The organism is Yersinia vastinensis (assembly GCF_902726565.1).
In the GTDB taxonomy this organism is placed as follows: domain Bacteria; phylum Pseudomonadota; class Gammaproteobacteria; order Enterobacterales; family Enterobacteriaceae; genus Yersinia; species Yersinia vastinensis.
Window position 1 is genome coordinate 145,556 of sequence record NZ_CACVAF010000003.1, and the last position, 17,220, is coordinate 162,775.

The following is a 17,220-nucleotide window of genomic DNA, read 5'->3' on the forward strand; positions in this document are numbered from 1 at the left end:
CGCTCCTCAGAAATATCCCTGACGCTTTTTAAGCTCCATCGAGCCGGATTGATCACGGTCGATCATGCGACCCTGACGTTCACTAGTAGTCGAGATAAGCATCTCTTCGATAATAGCAGGCAAGGTTTCAGCCTCCGATTCAACGGCACCGGTGAGCGGCCAGCAGCCCAACGTGCGAAAACGCACCATTTTCTGAGTAATGACTTCGCCCGGCTGAAGATCGATACGATCGTCATCCACCATCAGCAACATACCGTCGCGCTCGACCACAGGGCGCGACTTCGCCAGATACAGCGGCACAATGTCGATGTTTTCCAAGAAAATATATTGCCAGATATCCAGCTCGGTCCAGTTGGAAAGCGGGAATACGCGGATACTTTCGCCTTTATTAATCTGGCCGTTGTAGTTATGCCACAGCTCTGGGCGCTGATTTTTGGGATCCCAGCGATGGAAACGGTCACGGAACGAATAGATACGCTCTTTGGCTCGCGATTTTTCTTCATCGCGCCGCGCACCACCAAAGGCTGCATCAAAACCGTACTTATTCAGTGCTTGCTTGAGGCCTTCAGTTTTCATGATATCGGTATGTTTGGCACTGCCGTGAACAAAGGGATTAATCCCCATCGCCACACCTTCAGGATTACGGTGAACCAATAATTCGCAGCCAAAGGCTTTCGCCGTACGGTCACGGAATTCGTACATTTCACGAAATTTCCAGCCGGTATCCACATGCAACAGCGGGAAAGGTAAATGCCCGGGGAAGAATGCCTTGCGTGCCAAATGCAGCATCACTGACGAGTCTTTACCAATGGAATAGAGCATCACTGGGTTACCGAATTCGGCGGCCACTTCACGGATGATATGGATACTCTCCGCCTCCAATTGCCGCAAATGAGTGAGTCGTTTTTCGTCCATAACAGATCCTTTATGCCAAATTCACGACTGAGGGGCTAATTGCCTGTTCAGTCTGCGGTTGTTGCCCAAACCAGGCAATTTGGTGATGTAAATCCACCACTTCACCGATAACCAGCAATGCGGGTGTCGGTGCCTGATGTGCGAGTGACTCTAGTTGCGCCAGAGTGCCCGTCAGCACTTGCTGGTCAGCACGGGTTCCGCGGCCAATTACCGCGACGGGCGTGGTGCTAGCCCGGCCATGGGTCATCAATTGCCGGCTGATTTCAGCCGCTTTCACGGTGCCCATGTAGATAGCTAATGTTTGGCGGCCACGCGCGAGAGCCTGCCAATCCAGATCATCGCCGTCAGAGCGGCAATGTCCGGTAATAAAAGTCACACTTTGCGCGTGATCACGGTGAGTCAGAGGAATACCAGCATAGGCCGTCGCTCCGGCAGCCGCTGTCACGCCAGGCACCACCTGAAAAGGGATCCCCGCGCGCGCCACAACTTGTAGCTCTTCGCCACCTCGGCCAAAGATAAAAGGATCACCTCCTTTTAGTCTCACCACTCGTTTGCCACGCTGCGCTAATGTGACCAGTAATTGGTTAGTTTCTTCCTGAGCAACCGAATGTGCCCCTGCCCGTTTACCGACACAAATACGCTCGGCATCACGTCGTACCAAATCCAAAACTTCTGGGCTGACTAAATGGTCATACAACACCACATCAGCCTGCTGAATAACTTGTAGACCGCGCAACGTCAGTAAGCCGGGGTCACCGGGACCTGCGCCCACTAAAGCAACCTCACCTAAAGTGCTGCCCTGCCCCTCTAGCGCTAATTGCAGTTCATCTTCTGCCTGCGTTAACTGACCGCGGCTGATCAAATGAGCAAAGCGGCCACTGAAAGCATTTTCCCAAAAACGTCGACGCGCCCCCATCGACGCGATGTGCTGCTTAACTCGCCCACGCCAACGCCCAGCGACTGCCGCCATATCGCTCAAACTATGGGGTAGCAGAGCCTCTAACTTCTCACGGAGTAAACGTGCTAATACAGGGGCCTGACCTGCGGAGGAAATAGCCACCACCAATGGTGAGCGATCAACAATCGATGGGAAGATAAACGAACAGCGCGGTTGGTCATCAACCACGTTCGCCAAAATGTGTCGCTCATCAGCGGCGCTAAAAACGGCTGCATTCAATTCGGTGTCGTTAGTTGCCGCAATGACCAGAAAGACCTCATCCAGCTGTTCAGGCAAGAAATCCAATGCCAGCCAGTGAATATGGCCATCTTGGTGCTGCTGCTCAAGTTCAGATGAAAGAGTCTGTGCCACTACCCGCACCTGTGCGCCAGCGCGGTGGAGTAAGTCAATTTTTCGCGCAGCAACTTCACCGCCGCCAACGACCAATACTGGGCGTCGTTTCAAGTCGGCAAATAGAGGTAGATAGTCCACAACATCCTTCGATTACATGATAAAGCGTAGGGTGACTATAGGGGGGGGTTATGGCCTTATGAAATGACGAAAAGTAATTACAAGTTCCATAATGATATATAGGCGCAATAGTCCGGCTCGCAGCGATGTTAGCCAATGCTCACCGTGAGCTATTTTCTTATTTGCTCACCTATACCCAATAGCTGTCGACTGACAGATAAGTGCCCCGAGGCATTGAGATAACTCAATGAGTTGAGTGGTAAATCTGTCAGGATAAAATTTGAACGTGGCTTGCGGCTGCCTCGCAAAGGCGAGGTCCATGGATGGGTCGAGTCATGATGGTAGCCAGCACCTCCTACGTCTTGAAAGATGACGGGAATAAATATCTGCACTTTAGGAGCCATACAGATTGTCTATTGAGCCTGACGCTTCCATACTAACTGCGTTATCCATACCAGCGACTTTAACAAGGATATTTCGGTATGTTTTCCCGCCGTTGCCTAAAGTGGGCACTTTTCACTCTGAGTTTCAGTACCGTCCTGCCACTTCAGGCAGCGACAACACCCGCTACCGGTCAAATTGCTGAACAGCAAATTCGCCATATTAGCACCTACTTTCCAGGCCGTATGGCTGGTAGCCCAGCCGAGCTACTGGCTGCCGAGTATATTAATCATCGTTTTCAGCAAATGGGCTACCAGAGTAATTTGCGTGGTTTTAATACCCGTTATCTCTATACCAGTAAGAATGGTAAACAAAGCTGGCGCAATGTCAGTGCCACGTCAGTGATTGCAGCGCGTAACGCATCAGCGGAGAAACCTGACGCCCAGAAGCAGATAATCATCATGGCGCATTTTGATACTTACACGCCGCAAAGTGATAATGATTTAGATAAAAATCTTGGCGGGTTAACACTGCAGGGCGTTGATGATAATGCCTCTGGTGTCGGTGTGATGTTGGAACTGGCAGAGCGCCTGAAAACAGCACCTCTACGCTATGAACTGCGTTTTGTGGCCCTTAGCGCTGAAGAGATAGGCGCACAAGGTACTGAAAACTATCTGCAACGTATGAGTCAAGCTGAGAAGGACAACACGTTGTTGGTGATTAATTTAGATAGTCTGATTACCGGTGATCGCCTCTATTTTAATGCCAGCAAGCAACCCTCCGCTATTGCAGCAAGAGATCAAGCGCTCACACTGGCTCGCCGCTATGGTATTACCGCCAGCACGATAAAAAATCAGGTAACCTCTCCGTGTCGGACAGAGAAGAATGTCTTTGATACTGCGGGGATACCGTTGTTATCTGTCAACGCTGGCAACGATACCTTAGGGAAGAAAGATGGCTGCCAGCAGCGAGCTATCAGCAAGCATTTTCCACAGGGCGTCACTCGTCACCAAAGCCAATTAGATAACTTAAATTATCTGGATAAATTTTTACCCAACCGTATCACTAAACGTAGCCGCGACAGCGTAAAAATATTGCTACCCTTGATACAAGAATTGGCGGTGGCTAAAAAATAATGTTCACCTTGCGAGGCATGGCGCAAAATCTACTCACTGCGATTGATAAGTTTATCGCCACCCACAGTGGCTATAAGAATCGCAGCCAGTTTCTGGCAGAACTCGCCCAAGAGCGAATGGCTCGCTAATGGCCACAAAAAAGGGCGCTCTCTGCGCCCTGACGGTTTATTTTGCTGTCACTCAGCCTTCATGCAAACCGCATTCACGTTTCAGGCCAAAGAAACGCGTCTCTTCTTCACTCATACCCGGTTCCCATTTACGGGTGGTATGAGTATCCCCGACAGAGAGATAGCCCTGCTCCCACAACGGGTGATAACTCAGGTCATTTTGTTTCAAATACTGGTAAACCTGCCGGTTATCCCAATCAATGATGGGAAGAACCTTAAAGACACCGCGCGCAATAGCCAGAACAGGCAGTTGTGAACGGCTGCCCGATTGCTCACGACGCAAGCCCGCAAACCACGTCTGGGCACCTAACGTTTCCAGCGCCCGGTTCATTGGCTCAACCTTATTCAGGTCATTATAGCGCTCAATGCCCTCAACACCCTGTTCCCACAATTTGCCGTAGCGGGCCTCTTGCCAGGCTGGGCTTTGCTGGGCACGAAATACTTGCAAATTAAGCTTAAGTTTCTCCGTCAAGTCATCAATAAACTGATAAGTTTCAGGGAACAGATACCCCGTGTCCGTCAAAATCACCGGAATATCGGGATGTTGGCGGGTAACCAGATGCAAACAAACGGCTGCCTGAATACCAAAGCTGGAAGAGAGCACGAACTCTCCGGGCAAGTTTTCTAACGCCCAACTGACGCGCTCTTGAGCGGTGAAATGTTCAAGCTGCCCATTAACCAGCGCCAATGCCGCAGCTTGCTCCGCCTTTGGCAACGCATTCAGTTCGCTCAAATTAAATTGGCTCACACCGCCTCCTGAACGTCATAAAAATCACGGGCAGAATCAATCACCGGAGCAATAACACCAATACGAATGACAAAATCACCGAAACCTTCATTAAGTTGGCGCTCTTTCGCCCAACGCCCGACCAATTGATCAGTGATAGCCAGAATTTCATCTTCGGTAATATTTTCGCGATACATCCGGGGGATACGTGTTCCTTCGCGATTGCCTCCCAGATGCAGGTTATAGCGCCCAACCGCTTTACCCACCAATCCAACCTCAGCCAGCAAAGCACGACCACAACCATTCGGGCAACCGGTCACTCGTAGAACGATATGCTCATCCGCAATACCGTGTTGCTGTAAAATCCCTTCCACCCGCGTCACAAACTCCGGTAGAAAACGTTCTGCCTCCGCCATTGCCAGTGGGCAAGTTGGGAATGAAACACACGCCATCGAATTCTCGCGCTGCGGGCTGACATTGTCATCCATCAGCCCATGCTCACGAGCCAGAGCCTCAATACGCGCTTTGTCTTTTTCCGGGACTCCCGCCACAATCAGATTCTGGTTCGCCGTTAAACGGAAATCACCCTGATGAATTTTAGCAATGGCCGCTACACCACTTTTTAGGCTACGTCCGGGATAATCCAGCAGACGACCATTTTCAATAAATAGCGTCAAATGCCACTTTTTATCGATGCCTTTCACCCAGCCGATACGATCACCACGACCGGTAAATTGATAGGGTTTAATCGCACCAAAACTCACCCCAGCGCGCTTTTCAACTTCAGCTTTAAAGACATCAACACCAACGCGTTCCAACGTATATTTGGTTTTAGCATTTTTACGATCAGTGCGGTTACCCCAATCACGCTGAGTTGTCACTACAGCTTCAGCAATCGCCAACGTATGTTGCAGTGGGATATAACCGAACTCGCTAGCTTTACGTGGGTACGTATTTTTATCACCGTGGGCAATGGATAACCCGCCCCCCACCAGCACGTTGAAGCCCACCAACTTACCTTTCTCGGCGACAGCGACAAAGTTAAGATCATTGGCGTGGAGATCCACATCATTTTGCGGTGGAATAACGACTGTGGTTTTAAATTTACGCGGCAAATATGTCGCACCTAGAATGGGTTCTTCGTCGGTGGTTGCCACTTTCTCCGCATCCAACCAGATTTCAGCATAAGCACGGGTACGCGGCAGCAAATGCTCAGAAATCTTCTTCGCCCACTCATAGGCTTCTTGATGCAGCACCGACTCCACAGGGTTCGAGGTGCAAAGCACATTACGGTTAACATCGTTTGCTGTAGCCAGCGCATCCAAACCTAATTGATTGAGCAATTGGTGAGCTGGTTTCACATTCCCTTTCAGAATGCCATGGAACTGGAATGTCTGGCGGTTAGTGATACGAATGCTGCCGTACAGGGTGTTATCCGCAGCAAACTTATCGATACCCAACCACTGCTGCGGCGTGATGATCCCGCCGGGTAAACGACAGCGCAGCATCATGGCATGGCGTGGTTCCAACTTCTGCTCTGCACGCTCTGCGCGAATATCACGATCATCTTGCTGATACATGCCGTGGAAACGGATCAACAGGAAATTATCGCCGTTGAAGCCACCAGTCAGCCCATCATTCAAGTCTTGTGCAATCGTCCCACGCAGGAAGTTGCTTTGTGACTTCATGCGCTCGCCATCGGACAGTTTTCCCGTCACGACCAGTGGCCCTGGGTGTTTTTCATTCATCAGTACACATCCCGCTGATAACGGCGCGCCAGGCGCAGCTCACTTAAATATTCATCAGCCTGCTCGGTATCCATTGCACCGTGCAGAGCCACCACGTCCAGTAAAACCTGCTCAACGTCTTTAGCCATGCGGTTAGCATCGCCACAGACGTAAATGTGGGCGCCTTGTTGGATCCAGCTCCACAGTTCTGCACCTTGTTCGCGCAGTTTATCTTGTACGTATATTTTATGGGCCTGATCGCGCGACCAAGCCAGATCAATGCGGGTCAGCAAGCCGTCTTTAACGTAGCGCTGCCATTCAACCTGATAGAGAAAATCTTCAGTAAAGTGTGGGTTGCCAAAGAGTAACCAGTTTTTGCCAGTAGCTCCGTCTGCTTCACGTTGCTGCATAAAAGCACGGAATGGCGCGATGCCCGTGCCGGGGCCAATCATGATGACGGGCGTCTCAGGATTCGTCGGTAAACGGAAGTTATCGTTATGTTCGATGAAAATGCGGATATCACCATCGACTTCCAGCCGGTCAGCCAGATAACCCGAAGCTCCCCCCGTTCTTGGACGGCCCTCAATGTCATAGCGCACGACACCGACGGTAATATGCACTTCATTTTCCGTCTCGGCTTGTGATGACGCAATGGAATATAGACGCGGTGTGAGTGGCCGTAACAGCGCAACCAATTGATCAGCATTCAGATCAGAGGGAGCTTGGCGCACCATATCGACAATTGGAGTATTTTTTGCATATTGCTGCAACGCTGGTTTATCGGCCAGTAACCCAATCAGTGTTTCATCACGGGAAAGTGCCGCGTATTTATCCACAATCACCGTGGTATTTTGTGTCAGTTCAAGATGACGACGTAGTGCCTGCGACAATGGCATATTCTGCCCATCGATGCTGACTGACTCATCACCTTTAAGCCACAATAGCGCCAGCAGCTCTTCTACCAGTTCTGGCGAGTTATCAAACCAGACCCCCAGCGCATCGCCCGGCTGATAGCGCAACCCAGAGTCACCGAGATCAATTTCAATATGACGCACATCTTTTTCTGAGTGACGCCCCGTCACTTTTTGCTGAACGGAGAGCTGTGCAGTCAAGGGGGAAGTTTTGCTATAAGGGCTAGAGGTAATCTCATCAACAGCACCACTTGGTGTGATTGCCACTGCTGGCGTAGATTGAGTTGGCACTCTGGCCTGCAATGCAGCAACCACCTGTTGTCGCCATTGCTGTGCTGATACTTGATATTCCACATCAGCATCAACGCGCTCCAATAACCGCTCCGCTCCCAGTTCGGCCAGTTTGTTATCGAAGTCTTTACCCGCCTGACAGAAATGTTCGTATGAGGTATCCCCTAGACCAAATACGGCAAAAGTCGTCTCTGGTAATTTCGGCGCTTTTTTAGAGAATAGGAATTTATGCAGCGCCACGGCTTCTTCCGCAGGTTCCCCTTCCCCTTGAGTGGACGCGACGATGATGAGTAAGCGTTCTTGTGCTATTTGTTTAAACTTATAATCACCGGCATTAACCAAGTTGACGTTAAGTTTGGCCGCCAGAAGATCATCACGTAACTGTTCAGCCAAACGCCGCGCATTGCCGGTTTGTGAAGCAGAAATCAAGGTAATCGTTACCGGCGTAGGGGCCGCCACCGCAGGAGCAACGACTGCACCGGGTTGTTGGTTAACCATGCCCCAGAAGTAGCCAGATAACCATGCCATTTGGGTTGGGGAAAACTCACCAACCGCTGTCTGCAAGCGGGCTAACTGCTCCGGCGATAGCGGGAGTATAGAAGTAGGAGGGGCCTGAGTCGTCATTGCGGTACGAATTCCCTTATGCTTTCACTACCCTTCGTACTTAGCATCTCAGGGGGAGCTGCCCTCACTCGCCCAAATCACTTACTTGTGTAAGTTCATTAGAATGGGTTCGTAGGCTACGTACCTGTAACGTTAATGACTTTGGGATAGCTTTTAGTGCGATTAATTGAAGGCTCGAATGATTTATGCCAAAGATACTCTGAATGTAAGGTTAACCATCCTGATAATAACAATTAAAGAAGCGATGGAAATAATTAATAACCAAAACGACTAAGCGGTTTTTCAGATAATAGATATGAGTTAAAGTGTTCAACTTATTAAAGAAATTGACTCTCGCGGATTACACACACTTGATTTGGCCTGTCTGTATATAAATCAGTAAGCTACGAGGGATAAGCAGGGGCGCGGTAGACCGAATAGTGCTCTCCATTACGCGCATTCATAGCCAGCATCGGTGCTTTCCGGTACTATGCGGCGGTTTTTCGAGTCAATAAGGTCAGAATGATGAGCACCACCCTATTTAAAGATTTTCAGTTTGAAGCCGCTCACCGGCTGCCCCATGTTCCAGAAGGTCACAAATGCGGTCGCTTGCATGGCCATTCATTTATGATCCGCATCGAGGTTACAGGTGAAGTTGATGCTCACTCCGGTTGGGTGATGGATTTTGCTGATCTCAAAGCTGCATTTAAACCAATTTGGGAACGTCTAGATCACCACTACCTAAACGATATCCCCGGTTTAGAGAACCCTACCAGTGAAGTGCTAGCCAGTTGGATTTGGCAACAGCTTAAGCCGCAATTACCTGAGCTAAGTGCGGTAATGGTGAAAGAAACCTGTTCAGCAGGCTGTGTCTATCGCGGGTAAGAACTCAGATGACCCCAGCGCCATTGACGTCACAGCAAGGCGGCAAGTGGACTTATCCCGATGAGCTTACATCAGTAAGTGATTCGGGTAAGGGAGTGCAGCCAACACCGCTTCGGCGTCAAGGGCGCGTGGCCATCAGGCTATATTTAAATATTTATGCGTCTGCATCGACAACCGCCAATTCTTGGCAATGCAGGTTTCAATACAGAGCTTGGTCGCGTCTTCTTTCTGGCTAATTGGCTGTAAAGCAATAACCCGCTTTTTATCATCATCAAGCGTTGCCAGCAGTTCCTCAAGTGCCTCGATATCCCGCAAACGCCCCACCGGATGCTTAATTTCATCCGCTCGCTGCAATGCTTGCGGCAAGACCTTCAGACCACCCCGCATATTCACTTTGGGTGAAACGGTCACCCACGTTGTCGCCGAACACTGCACTTCATGGGTGCCACTGGTTTCAATCTGGCAGCTGTATCCTGCTTGTTCCAGTTGCGAAGTTAAGGGAAAGAGATCGTAAATAGCAGGCTCACCACCGGTTATCACCACATGGCGCGCGGTATACCCTTGCTGGATAAAGATATCCAATAGCTGCTGTTCAGTGGCCGTTCCCCAAGCATCACTTTCCGCTGTTTTCACCATAATGCGCTGCATATCAACTTCCCGATCAGCGTCTTTTTCCCAAGTATGTTTGGTATCGCACCAACTGCAACCCACTGGACAGCCTTGCAAGCGCACAAATATCGCCGGAACACCGGTGAAGTAGCCCTCGCCTTGCAAGGTCTGGAACATTTCATTAATCGGGTACTGCATCAGTATCTCTATCGTCATTCAAACCAATGGGCGATTATCGCAGATTCCGGTTCTGTCACCAAACTGGCAACCCAGTGGCTGCCAGTTTGTTTGTATCAGTCCGTTACTCAATGACACCACAGGCCATTCGTGCCCCACCGCCCCCCAGAGCCATCGGATGGTCAGAATAGTTATCGCCGCCGGCATGAATCATCAACGCATGCTGCTTCACTTCTGATAACGATTTCAGGCGCGGGGCTAACACCTGATAAGTCGCGGTACCATCGGCATTGACCACTAGCCCTGGCAAGTCACCCAAATGCCCTTTATCGCTATAAGGCCCAAGGTGTTCACTGGTTTTTTGCGGATCAAAATGCCCGCCTGCCGCCAGTGCTGCTACCGCTTTGCCCTCTTTCTGCCCCGGAGCACAACTTGGGTTCTCATGCAGATGGAAGCCATGGATACCCGCAGCCAATCCAGTCAAATTAGGGGTAAATAGCAAGCCATAAGGGGTTTCTGTCACAGTCACCGTGCCAAGCGCCTTGCCATTGCCCGCTGGCAGTGCTTCGTTCATGGTGACGATGACATCTGCCGCCAATAAACTGCCAGAGAAAAGTATCGCCGGTAACAGTAAGTATTTCAGTTTCATCGGTTATTTTCCTTTATCGATTATTATTGAATCATACGGGTACTCATTAATGATAACGGCTAGTGAGTTATCTGCACGACAGCAGTGAAATTGAAATAATTCAGATGAGTGATACCGACGAGTTTTAGACTAATACCGGGGAACAACATTAAAAAAGCACAAAGTGATAGGCGGTTGCGTTGAAAAATTTATGCCATAAAAAAACCCGCCGAAGCGGGTTTTATCAATCAACTTTTACAAAAGATAAAGCGCAGTAATTACTGGCCTTTAACTTCTTTCAGACCGTTGAATGGTGCGCGGTCACCCAGCGCTTCTTCGATACGGATCAGTTGGTTGTATTTAGCAACACGGTCAGAACGGCTCATAGAACCTGTTTTGATTTGGCCTGCTGCGGTACCTACTGCCAAGTCGGCAATGGTAGCATCTTCGGTTTCGCCTGAACGGTGAGAGATAACCGCGGTGTAACCTGCATCTTTCGCCATCTTGATAGCAGCCAGAGTTTCGGTCAAAGAACCGATCTGGTTGAATTTAATCAAGATAGAGTTAGCGATACCTTTCTCGATGCCTTCTTTCAGGATCTTGGTATTGGTTACGAACAGGTCATCACCAACCAACTGGATTTTGTCACCCAGAACTTTGGTCTGGTAAGCAAAACCATCCCAGTCAGATTCGTCCAGACCGTCTTCGATAGACACGATTGGGTACTGTTTGGTCAGCTCTTCCAAGAAGTGAGTGAACTCTTCAGAAGTGAAAGCTTTGTTGCCTTCGCCAGCCAGAACATATTTACCGTCTTTGTAGAACTCAGATGCTGCACAGTCCATAGCCAGAGTAACGTCTTTACCCAGCTCGTAACCTGCTGCTTTTACCGCTTCAGCGATAACAGCCAGTGCTTCGGCGTTAGAACCCAGGTTTGGCGCGTAGCCACCTTCGTCACCAACAGCAGTGTTCAGACCTTTAGCTTTCAGAACTTTAGCCAGGTGATGGAACACTTCAGAACCGATGCGAACCGCTTCTTTCAGAGTTTTAGCGCCCACTGGCTGAATCATAAACTCTTGAATATCAACGTTGTTATCTGCGTGCTCACCGCCGTTGATGATGTTCATCATAGGCAATGGCATAGAGAACTTGCCTGGGGTGCCATTCAGTTCAGCAATGTGTTCGTACAAAGGCATGCCTTTAGATGCTGCTGCTGCTTTCGCTGCTGCCAGAGAAACAGCCAGAATGGCGTTAGCGCCAAACTGGGATTTGTTCTCAGTGCCGTCCAGATCGATCATGATTTTATCGATGTTAGCCTGGTCTTTTGCATCTTTACCCAAAACTGCCTGAGCAATTGGGCCATTAACTGCTGCAACGGCTTTCAGAACGCCTTTGCCCAGGAAACGGGATTTGTCACCGTCACGCAGTTCCAGTGCTTCACGGGAACCAGTAGAAGCACCTGATGGTGCCGCAGCCAAACCAACAAAACCGCCTTCCAGATGAACTTCGGCTTCTACAGTTGGATTACCACGGGAGTCGATGATTTCGCGACCGATGACTTTAACGATTTTGGACATTAGATTTTCCTCAGTACAAGTTAAACTAAAACTCCAGACAGAGGGGGCGACATCTCTGCCGCCCCTTCTACCAAATATTTTATTTCACCTGGCGCTTCTGATATTCACCAGCCGCTTTCACAAAGCCGGCAAACAACGGGTGACCATCACGTGGCGTCGAAGTAAATTCCGGATGGAACTGGCAAGCCACAAACCATGGGTGGTTTGGCAGCTCGATAATTTCCACCAGTTTGTTATCCGCAGAAAGCCCTGCTACACGTAACCCGGCGGCTTCAATCTGCTTCAACAACATATTGTTTACTTCATAGCGATGACGATGGCGCTCAACGATGGTCGGTTCGCCGTACATCTGACGAACCAGGCTACCCTCGACCAGGTGACATTGCTGCCCACCCACACGCATGGTACCGCCCAAATCGCTTTCTTCCGTACGGACTTCAACGTTGCCGTTTTCATCACGCCATTCGGTGATTAATGCAACCACCGGATACTTACAGTCTGGCACAAATTCTGTGGAGTTCGCGTTTTCCATCCCCGCAACATTGCGGGCAAACTCCATCAGTGCAACTTGCATACCCAGGCAAATGCCCAGATAAGGAATATTGTGTTCACGAGCGAAACGCGCCGCCAGAACTTTGCCTTCCACACCGCGGTAGCCGAAACCACCTGGAATGAGGATAGCATCCAATCCTTTGAGCATCTCTTCGCCGCGTGTCTCAACATCCTGCGAATCGATAAGCTTGATGTTCACCGTCAGGCGATTTTTTAGCCCACCGTGTTTCAGCGCCTCAATCACAGATTTATAGGCATCCGGCAATTCTACGTATTTGCCAATCATCCCGATGGTGACTTCACCACCCGGATTCGACTCTTCGTATATTACCTGTTCCCACTCGGCAAGATTTGCTTCAGGACAAGTTAAGCTGAATCGTTTACAAATATAATCGTCAAGGCCCTGTGATTTCAAGAGGCCCGGGATTTTATAAATGGAATCAACGTCTTTTAGGGAGATAACCGCTTTTTCTGGCACATTACAGAACAAAGCGATTTTGGCACGTTCATTAGCAGGAACTGCGCGATCAGAACGGCAAATCAGCACATCCGGCTGAATACCGATTGAAAGCAGCTCTTTTACCGAGTGTTGCGTTGGCTTAGTTTTCACTTCACCGGCAGCAGCCAGATAGGGAACCAACGTCAGATGCATGTAAAGTGTGTGCTCGCGGCCAACATCTACTGCCATCTGGCGAATAGCTTCCAAGAATGGCAAGGATTCGATGTCACCTACGGTGCCGCCAATTTCAACCAAAACAACATCGTGGCCTTCACCACCTTCGATGATGCGTTCTTTGATTGCATTGGTGATATGAGGAATAACCTGAATAGTCGCACCCAGATAGTCGCCACGGCGTTCTTTGCGCAGAACTTCAGAATAGATACGGCCAGTGGTGAAGTTGTTACGACGGGTCATTTTAGTGCGAATGAAGCGCTCGTAATGCCCTAAATCCAGATCGGTTTCAGCACCATCTTCGGTGACAAAAACTTCCCCGTGCTGTGTCGGGCTCATGGTGCCCGGATCCACGTTGATGTACGGGTCCAGTTTCATGATGGTAACGTTGAGGCCACGGGCTTCAAGTATAGCCGCCAGGGAGGCTGCGGCAATGCCTTTACCCAGAGAGGATACGACCCCGCCGGTCACAAAAATATAATTAGTTGTCATGCTGAACCTGAGAGTTTAGGTTTAAAGACGATGGAAGAACCAAGACGGGAAAGTAGTATACCCGAACCTTGGTTTCGCTACAAATGATCTCCGCACCAGCGACCGTTTTCACCGCGTTTATCGTACAGAACATCGTCTTGCTATCCGTTATAATTCAATATATTAACGTAATTAAAATTCAACAACCATCCGTCGAATGAATTAAAACACCTTACATTTCAGTTTCTTGCTTTTTAACTTGCTGCCAAGCCATTTCCATCTCATCAAGTGTCGCACTCTCCATAGTCTTACCTGATGCTCTAACTATTTGTTCTACTTGACGAAAACGACGCTCAAACTTACGATTAGCGGCCTGTAAGGCATTTTCGGCTTTGTGACCTAAATGACGGGATAAGTTCACCGTAGCAAACAATAAATCGCCGATTTCCTCGCCCAACTTCTCTTCATCCACGACAGCTTGCCGTGCCTCGAACATAACTTCATCAATCTCTTCGTAAACTTTGTCCAATACTGGCCCTAATGTGTCCCAGTCAAAACCGACGGATGCACAGCGCTTTTGTATTTTATGGGCTTTCATCAACGCAGGCAGTGCATCAGGGATATCATCCAAAGCTGAATAGAGCGCTTTCTCCGCCCTTTCTTCCGCTTTACGTGACTCCCAACCAGCCAGTGCTACCTCACTATCAATCATTCCTTCTGAGGTGTTTTGCGGCGCATCTGGGAACACATGTGGATGGCGGCGAACCAATTTGTCGCTAATCGCATGGCACACATCATCAAACGCAAACAGCCCTTGCTCCTGCCCCATTTGGGCATAAAACACCACTTGGAACAGTAAATCACCCAATTCATCACGAAGATCATCGAAATCTTTCCGCTGAATCGCGTCAAGCACTTCGTAGGTCTCTTCTAAAGTATAGGGTGCTATGGTGTCAAAAGTCTGCTTACGATCCCACGGACACCCACGCTCCGGGTCTCGCAACTGGCGCATGATATCCAGCAGCCGCTGCAAAGCTAACGCCGTAGAGTCAGATGTGGTTTGATTTTGATTCATTATTTTCACTATATAAGTCAAGGCAAAGAGCCATGGCCAAACTGCCCAGCCCCCCAAATAGCACTCTTAATTGCCGTGGAGCCTACGGGCATCTATCACATCCGGTAACTGATTCAGTTTCGCCAACACCCGCCCCAATACCTGCAAATTGTAAATCTCAATATCCATATCAATGGTTGCCACCATCTTCTTGGTATCGCTGCGGCTAGCAACCCCCAGCACATTGACTTTTTCGTTTGCCAAAATGGTGGTGATATCGCGCAATAAACCACTGCGGTCGTTGGCCGTCACTCGCACCACCAGTGAATAGCCGCTTGAGTAGCTTTCGCCCCAGACAGCATCGACAATTCGCTCAGGTGCATGAGACTGCAATTCAGCTAATTGTTCACAATCTGCGCGGTGAATGGAGATCCCTCGCCCCTGAGTGATAAAGCCAATAATTTCATCACCCGGAATCGGCTGGCAGCATCGGGCAATATGGTGCATCAGATTGCCCACACCTTCGACAACAATACGCCCGCTGTCTTTATTAGCATTGCGTGGTGGCTGCTGAGTTTTATTGTTCAGATGACGTAATGCTTCTAAATCCGCCTCTTCCGCCGTTGGCTTGTTCAGTTTCCCTTGCAGGAAATTCACCATCTGGTTCAGCCGGATATCACCACCACCAATTGCCGCCAACACTTCATCCATAGAGTTCATGTTATAGCGTGGCACCAGCAGTTTCTCGGCCTCTTTTAGGCTGATATCCATGTGCTCTAGTTCATCATCCAGCATCTGCCGACCTGCAAGAATATTCTTGTCTCGGTCTTGTTTCCTAAACCAGTTGTGAATCTTAGAACGCCCGCGGCTGGTGGTGACATAACCGAGGTTAGGATTCAGCCAGTCACGACTTGGATTCGGCTGCTTCTGAGTGATAATCTCAATTTGATCACCCATTTGAAGCTGATAGGTAAAGGGCACGATCCGGCCACTGATTTTAGCCCCGATGCAGCGATGACCAACATCACTGTGGATATGGTAGGCAAAGTCCAGTGGGGTAGAGCCAGCAGGTAAATCAATGACATCGCCTTTCGGGGTAAACACATACACCCGGTCGTCAAATACTTGACTGCGCACCTCATCCAGCATTTCGCCAGAATCGGCCATCTCTTCCTGCCAGGCAATCAATTTACGTAACCAGGCAATCCGGCCTTCATAACCAGAGCGGCCCGCAGCCACTGCACCTTCTTTGTATTTCCAATGCGCCGCCACCCCCAATTCAGCATCTTCATGCATCTGGCGGGTACGGATTTGAATTTCCAGCGTTTTACCACGCGGCCCCAGAACTACCGTATGGATCGACTGATAACCATTGGGCTTAGGGTTGGCAACGTAGTCATCAAATTCATCAGGTAAATGACGGAAATGGGTATGAACAATCCCCAACGCGGCATAACAATCCTGAAGGCGCTCAACGACCACCCGCACAGCGCGCACATCAAACAGTTCATCAAAGGCCAGCGACTTCTTCTGCATTTTGCGCCAGATGCTGTAGATATGCTTAGGGCGACCATAAATATCGGCTTTGATGCCTTCGGCCGCCATCGCTTTATGCAATGTTGCGACGAAATCATCAATGAATTGCTCACGATCGATACGACGTTCATGAAGCAACTTGGCAATTTGTTTGTATTCATCTGGGTGCAGATAGCGGAAGCAGAAGTCTTCCAGTTCCCACTTAATCTGGCCAATCCCCAAGCGGTTAGCCAACGGAGCATAAATATTGGAACACTCTTTGGCGGCCAGCACGCGTTCATCTTCCGGCGCGTCTTTCACTTCGCGCAGATGGGCAATGCGTTCTGCCAATTTGATGACCACGCAGCGGAAATCTTCCACCATCGCCAATAACATCCGGCGCACATTATCCACTTGCTCAGAGCTCATGGAGTCGTTGGTGGTGGCTTTCAATTGACGGATAGCATCCATATCGCGCACACCGTGCACCAAATAGGTAATGCTTTTACCAAATTGTTCGGTCAACGTGGCTTCATCAATCACGTTGGCATCCACCAGCGGGAACAGTAGCGCCGCGCGCATACTGTCATTATCCATACTCAGGGTGGAAAGAATTTCAACCATTTCAAGACCACGCCACAACAACAGCGAGGCATCGGGATGGTTTTGCGTTTGTTGCTCACAGTAACGCCAGGTTTCGGCTAATCGCTCACATGACTGCGGATTGGGAAGCCCCAAGCTGGCGATCCAATCGTCGAGAGCAAACTCGCCCGCCGGATTCAAATGTGCACTTCGTACCGCAACCATAACTTCTCC

Annotated in this window: 13 protein-coding genes and 1 pseudogene; 3 read left to right on the top strand and 11 right to left on the bottom strand. The window is 49.6% G+C overall.

Annotated features, from left to right (window positions below):
* Positions 1-6 precede the first annotated feature (6 nt).
* Together cysD and cysG are read right to left on the bottom strand one after the other, a co-directional pair.
* Positions 7-915 (bottom strand): sulfate adenylyltransferase subunit CysD, encoded by a 909-nt coding sequence (gene cysD, locus HUZ92_RS05550; protein ID WP_050100357.1) that lies wholly within the window; start codon positions 913-915, stop codon positions 7-9.
* A 10-nt stretch (positions 916-925) separates the two neighbouring features.
* Entirely contained in the window at positions 926-2,344 is a 1,419-nt protein-coding gene (gene cysG / locus HUZ92_RS05555; protein ID WP_145580056.1) for a siroheme synthase CysG, read from the bottom strand.
* A gap of 461 nt (positions 2,345-2,805) precedes the next feature.
* Between cysG and HUZ92_RS05560 the strand changes: the two genes are divergently transcribed.
* Positions 2,806-3,840, top strand: a complete 1,035-nt coding sequence (locus HUZ92_RS05560) for an aminopeptidase (RefSeq protein WP_050140495.1) — start codon at positions 2,806-2,808, stop codon at positions 3,838-3,840.
* Positions 3,841-3,857: 17 nt separating this feature from the next.
* A pseudogene (locus HUZ92_RS05565) lies at positions 3,858-3,968 on the top strand (HicB family protein); the annotation flags it as partial.
* A gap of 52 nt (positions 3,969-4,020) precedes the next feature.
* On the opposite strand, the gene HUZ92_RS05570 reads toward HUZ92_RS05565, so the two are convergent.
* Genes HUZ92_RS05570 through cysJ form a run of 3 tightly spaced genes read right to left on the bottom strand, consistent with a single transcriptional unit; the run spans position 4,021 to position 8,287 of the window.
* Entirely contained in the window at positions 4,021-4,755 is a 735-nt protein-coding gene (locus tag HUZ92_RS05570) for a phosphoadenylyl-sulfate reductase (protein WP_050100362.1), read from the bottom strand.
* Positions 4,752-6,482, bottom strand: coding sequence for an assimilatory sulfite reductase (NADPH) hemoprotein subunit (gene cysI / locus HUZ92_RS05575; RefSeq protein WP_050140493.1), 1,731 nt, complete (start codon positions 6,480-6,482; stop codon positions 4,752-4,754). The genes HUZ92_RS05570 and cysI overlap by 4 nt, the downstream gene beginning before the upstream one ends.
* On the bottom strand, positions 6,482-8,287 hold the full coding sequence (gene cysJ / locus HUZ92_RS05580) for an NADPH-dependent assimilatory sulfite reductase flavoprotein subunit (protein ID WP_050100366.1): 1,806 nt from the start codon (positions 8,285-8,287) through the stop codon (positions 6,482-6,484). The genes cysI and cysJ overlap by 1 nt, the downstream gene beginning before the upstream one ends.
* Positions 8,288-8,791: 504 nt before the next feature.
* On the opposite strand from cysJ, the gene queD reads away from it, so the two are divergent.
* Complete coding sequence (gene queD, locus HUZ92_RS05585; RefSeq protein WP_004706268.1) at positions 8,792-9,151, top strand: 6-carboxytetrahydropterin synthase QueD; 360 nt, start codon at positions 8,792-8,794, stop codon at positions 9,149-9,151.
* A gap of 135 nt (positions 9,152-9,286) precedes the next feature.
* On the opposite strand, the gene queE is transcribed toward queD, so the two are convergent.
* The 6 genes from queE to relA form a co-directional block, all read right to left on the bottom strand.
* Positions 9,287-9,958 carry a 7-carboxy-7-deazaguanine synthase QueE gene (gene queE / locus HUZ92_RS05590; RefSeq protein ID WP_050100367.1) on the bottom strand — a complete coding sequence of 224 codons (672 nt, stop codon included), beginning with the start codon at positions 9,956-9,958 and terminating at the stop codon, positions 9,287-9,289.
* A 103-nt stretch (positions 9,959-10,061) separates the two neighbouring features.
* Positions 10,062-10,586, bottom strand: coding sequence for a superoxide dismutase family protein (gene sodC / locus HUZ92_RS05595; RefSeq protein ID WP_050100369.1), 525 nt, complete (start codon positions 10,584-10,586; stop codon positions 10,062-10,064).
* Between the two features lie 257 nt (positions 10,587-10,843).
* Positions 10,844-12,139: a phosphopyruvate hydratase gene (gene eno / locus HUZ92_RS05600; protein WP_050100371.1), complete on the bottom strand. Its 1,296-nt coding sequence runs from the start codon at positions 12,137-12,139 to the stop codon at positions 10,844-10,846.
* A 79-nt stretch (positions 12,140-12,218) separates the two neighbouring features.
* Positions 12,219-13,856, bottom strand: a complete 1,638-nt coding sequence (pyrG, locus tag HUZ92_RS05605; RefSeq protein WP_050100373.1) for a glutamine hydrolyzing CTP synthase — start codon at positions 13,854-13,856, stop codon at positions 12,219-12,221.
* A 211-nt stretch (positions 13,857-14,067) separates the two neighbouring features.
* Positions 14,068-14,910 carry a nucleoside triphosphate pyrophosphohydrolase gene (gene mazG, locus HUZ92_RS05610; RefSeq protein WP_128451268.1) on the bottom strand — a complete coding sequence of 281 codons (843 nt, stop codon included), beginning with the start codon at positions 14,908-14,910 and terminating at the stop codon, positions 14,068-14,070.
* Between the two features lie 66 nt (positions 14,911-14,976).
* On the bottom strand, positions 14,977-17,211 hold the full coding sequence (relA, locus tag HUZ92_RS05615; RefSeq protein WP_050100375.1) for a GTP diphosphokinase: 2,235 nt from the start codon (positions 17,209-17,211) through the stop codon (positions 14,977-14,979).
* Between the last annotated feature and the right edge of the window lie 9 nt (positions 17,212-17,220).

Coding starts and splice junctions, on each gene's coding strand:
- eno (WP_050100371.1), bottom strand. CDS start 12,139: ATGTCCAAAATCGTTAAAGTCATCGGTCGCGAAATCATCGACTCCCGT.
- HUZ92_RS05560 (WP_050140495.1), top strand. CDS start 2,806: ATGTTTTCCCGCCGTTGCCTAAAGTGGGCACTTTTCACTCTGAGTTTC.
- queE (WP_050100367.1), bottom strand. CDS start 9,958: ATGCAGTACCCGATTAATGAAATGTTCCAGACCTTGCAAGGCGAGGGC.
- queD (WP_004706268.1), top strand. CDS start 8,792: ATGAGCACCACCCTATTTAAAGATTTTCAGTTTGAAGCCGCTCACCGG.
- mazG (WP_128451268.1), bottom strand. CDS start 14,910: ATGAATCAAAATCAAACCACATCTGACTCTACGGCGTTAGCTTTGCAG.
- pyrG (WP_050100373.1), bottom strand. CDS start 13,856: ATGACAACTAATTATATTTTTGTGACCGGCGGGGTCGTATCCTCTCTG.
- cysD (WP_050100357.1), bottom strand. CDS start 915: ATGGACGAAAAACGACTCACTCATTTGCGGCAATTGGAGGCGGAGAGT.
- cysI (WP_050140493.1), bottom strand. CDS start 6,482: ATGAATGAAAAACACCCAGGGCCACTGGTCGTGACGGGAAAACTGTCC.
- relA (WP_050100375.1), bottom strand. CDS start 17,211: ATGGTTGCGGTACGAAGTGCACATTTGAATCCGGCGGGCGAGTTTGCT.
- sodC (WP_050100369.1), bottom strand. CDS start 10,586: ATGAAACTGAAATACTTACTGTTACCGGCGATACTTTTCTCTGGCAGT.
- cysJ (WP_050100366.1), bottom strand. CDS start 8,287: ATGACGACTCAGGCCCCTCCTACTTCTATACTCCCGCTATCGCCGGAG.